At 71.0% G+C, this 3,602-nt stretch carries 3 protein-coding genes and 1 pseudogene; all 4 read right to left on the bottom strand.

What is annotated here, in order from left to right; translation table 11 throughout:
* Nucleotides 1–117: 117 nt before the first annotated feature.
* Nucleotides 118–1,383, bottom strand: a complete 1,266-nt coding sequence (locus ACFYXB_RS41505) for an LLM class flavin-dependent oxidoreductase (protein ID WP_389590340.1) — start codon at nucleotides 1,381–1,383, stop codon at nucleotides 118–120.
* Between the two features lie 47 nt (nucleotides 1,384–1,430).
* Nucleotides 1,431–1,961, bottom strand: coding sequence for a flavin reductase family protein (locus tag ACFYXB_RS41500; protein WP_389590338.1), 531 nt, complete (start codon nucleotides 1,959–1,961; stop codon nucleotides 1,431–1,433).
* Between the two features lie 56 nt (nucleotides 1,962–2,017).
* Nucleotides 2,018–3,361, bottom strand: a pseudogene (locus ACFYXB_RS41495) (type I polyketide synthase); the annotation flags it as partial.
* A gap of 38 nt (nucleotides 3,362–3,399) precedes the next feature.
* Nucleotides 3,400–3,602 (bottom strand): hypothetical protein (locus ACFYXB_RS41490; RefSeq protein WP_389590336.1); only part of this gene is annotated, 203 nt, incomplete at its 5' end.

Raw genomic sequence — 3,602 nt, 5'->3', positions numbered from 1 at the left:
TGGAGACGGTGTAAGACCTCAACGGAACACTCCGGGCGGGCAGTCGTCGGTGAAGCAGGAAACCCCAGCCCGCAAAGGCTAGGAATCCCCCTCGTCTACGAGGGGGAGGACGTCAAGTCAGGCCCTCAGCTCCGGCACGATGACGTAGTCGCCGATGTCCTCGCTGTTGTGCTCGACGCGGCCCAGGGCGGCCTGGATCGCGGGCTCCAGCCGGTCGTGCTTGGCCTCGTCCACGGCGTCGCGGTGCGGCGCGAACTCCGGCAGCACCTCGGCGGCGAACAGCTCCAGCGACTCCATGATGTGCTCGTGCTGGTTCTTGCCGATCTGCACCGAGAAGATGATCTGGTCGACACCGGCCGCCTCGTAGCGGCGGACCATGTCGGCGATCTGCTCGGGCGTGCCGATGCCCCGGCGCAGCGCGGTGATCTGCTCCAGCATCTTCCTGACGTCCTCGGACTGCTCCGCCTCGCTGCCGGCGGCCGGGGCGACCGGCTCGCGGACCAGGCCCACGTTCGCCCGGTTCTTCTGGAACTCGTCCCAGACGCTGGTGACGGCCGGCTTGTGGTCGCCGGAGATGTAGTAGTGCATCAGCGCGTAGCTGAAGAAGTGGGCGCCGTCCAGGCCGCGGTCGAGGGCAACCTCCTCGTCCTGGTGGCACATGAAGGGCACCACGACGGAGAAGTTGGGGTTGACGTTCAGGCCGATCGGCTTGCACTCGTCGGACTGGATGATGCCGTAGTAGGCGTCCACCCAGTCCTTGGCCTCCTCGGGGGAGACGAAGGAGAAGGACAGCGCGCCCATGCCGTTGCGCGCCGCGTCCTCGATGGTGGTGCGAGCGCTGCACGCCAGCCAGAGCGGCGGGTGCGGCGTCTGCTTCGGCTTGGGCAGCAGGTTGCGCGGCGGTACGTCGGTGAAGCGGCCCTGGTAGCCGGTGAACGGTTCCTCGGACAGCAGCCGCGTGACGACCTTGAGCGACTCGGCCCACTGCTCCTTCTTGGAGTCGCGGTCCACGCCGAAGGCGGCCAGCTCCAGCTGGGAGCTGCCCGCGCCGGAGCCGAACTCGACGCGGCCGCCGGAGATCAGGTCCAGGGTGGCGATGCGCTCGGCAACGCGGATCGGGTGGTTCACGGTCGACGGGAGCTGCACAATGCCGTGCGCCAGGCGGATGTTGCGGGTGCGGGCGGCCGCGGCGCCGAGGAACACCTCGGGGGCGCCGGAGTGCGAGTACTCCTCCAGGAAGTGGTGCTCGGTAGCCCAGGCGTAGTCCAGGCCGAGCCGGTCGGCCAGCTCGATCTGTTCGAGGGACTCGTTGAACAGCTTCTCCTCGCTGTCCTGCTGCCAGGGGCGGGGGAGCTGGTGGTGGTAGATGAGACCGAATCGCATGGTGTGTCTGCTCCTTGGGATGGGCGCGGTCGGGTGGTGCCGCGGACTTAGGCCGCCGCGGGACGGCGGAAGGCGGCTCGGTAGAACAACAGTGGATCGGCCTCTTGGTCGGCCGCCCGAAGGTGCAGGACCCGGCCGACCACCAGCCAGTGGTCGCCTCCGGGGTGCACCGTGTCGACGGCGCAGTCGATCCAGGCCAGGGAGCCGGGCAGTACGGGCGATCCGGTGGCCGGTGCCGGGAGCCAGTCCTGTCCCGCGAACTTGTCGGACCCGCTCACGGCGAACGACCGGCACAGCGCCTGCTGTGCGGCGCTGAGCACGTTGACGCAGAACGCGCCCGACGGGGCGATCTGCGGCCAGGTGCTGGAGGTCCTGGCGACCGAGAAGGCCACTAGTGGGGGGTCGAGGGAGAGGGAGAAGAAGGACTGGCAGGTCAGGCCGGCCGGCACGGTTCGCCCGCCGTCCTCGGCGAGACCGGTGATGATGGTGACGCCGCTGCAGAACTGGGAGAGCACCTGCCGGAAGGCGTCGGAGTCGACGCGGTGCTCGAGGGTGGTGGTGCTGGCTGAGGTGGCCATGAGGCCCACGTCCTTCCTGAAGGTCCGCGTGGTCCGCGTCGTCCGGGTCAGGCCGCCGCGGCGGGCGCGGCGGCTTCGGCGTCCGCGGGGGGCGGCGCCTGCTCGAGGATCACGTGTGCGTTGGTGCCGCTGATGCCGAAGGAGGACACGGCCGCCCGGCGGGGGCGGCCGGTCCGGGGCCAGGGCTGCTGTTCGGTGAGCAGCCGTACGTTCCCGGCATTCCAGTCGACGTGCGGGGTCGGCTCGTCGACGTGCAGGGTCCTGGGCAGGACGCCCTCGCGCATGGCGAGGATCATCTTGATCAGCGAGGCCGCGCCGGCCGCGCCCTGGGTGTGCCCGAGGTTCGACTTGACCGAGCCCAGCCACAGGGGCCGGTCCTCGGGGCGGTCCTTGCCGTACGTCGCCAGCAGCGCCTGTGCCTCGATCGGGTCGCCGAGCCGGGTGGCGGTGCCGTGCGCGTCGACCGCGTCGACGTCCTGGTAGCCGAGCCCGGCCTGGGCGAGGGCCTGCTTGATCACCCGCTGCTGGGCGGGCCCGTTGGGGGCGGTGATGCCGCTGGAGGCGCCGTCCTGGTTGAGGGCGGTGGCACGGATGACGGCGTGGATACGGCGCCCGTTGCGGCGGGCGTCCGACAGCCGCTCCAGGAGCAGCATCCCGGTGCCCTCGCCCCAGCCGGTGCCGTCGGCGGCCGCCGCGAAGGAGCGGCACCGGCCGTCCTTGGACAGGCCCTTCTGCTTGGTGAAGTACTGGAACGTCTCGGGCGCGACCATCACGGTGACCCCGCCGGCCAGGGCCAGCGAGCACTCGCCCTGCCGCAGCGACCGGGCCGCCAGGTGGACGGCGACCAGGGAGGACGAGCAGGCCGTGTCGACGGTGACGGCGGGCCCCTCCAGGCCGAGGGTGAAGGCGATCCGGCCGCTGACCAGGCTGCCGCCGGTGCTGGCGCCCTCGTACTCGTGGTACATGAGCCCGGCGAACACGCCGGTGTCGCTGCCGTGCACGGACAGCGGGTCGATGCGGGCGTTCTCCAGCGTCTCCCACGCGGTTTCCAGCAGCAGCCGCTGCTGCGGGTCCATCTCCTCCGCCTCGCGCGGTGAGATGCCGAACAGGTCGGCGTCGAACTCGGCGGCGTCGTGCAGGAACACACCCTGGCGGGTGATGGTCTTGCCGGGGCCGCCGTCGGGGTCGTAGAGCGCCTCGACGTCCCAGCCGCGGTCGGTGGGGAACTCGGTGACCCCGTCGCGGCCGTCGACGAGCATCTGCCACAGGTCGTCCGGGGAGTTGACGCCGCCGCCGAAGCGGCAGGCCATGCCTATGACCGCGAGCGGTTCGGTGGCGGCCCGCTCCAGCTCCTCCTTCTGCCGGCGCAGCCGCTCGTTGTCGATCATGGAGCTGCGCAGCGCCTCGACTATCTGGTCGACTTCCATCGTGTCCGCCTTCAGCCTTCGTTTCCATCGGACTTGGCGGCTCCGAGAGCCGCCCGGACCAGGTCCTCCACGGCCATGTCCTTGAGGTCGCCGACGCCCGGCCGGTCGCCGCCCGCCGCGGCCACGCCCGCCGGCACGGCCGGGGCGACCTCGTCGGCGGTCGGTGGTGCCAGCTCTTCCAGCAGGAAGCGGGCCAGCGCCTCGGAGTTGGGGT

This window comes from Streptomyces sp. NPDC002619 (assembly GCF_042889305.1).
GTDB lineage: Bacteria > Actinomycetota > Actinomycetes > Streptomycetales > Streptomycetaceae > Streptomyces.
Note: the sequence above shows the minus strand (reverse complement) of the source record. Positions and strands in the feature narration are given on the sequence as shown.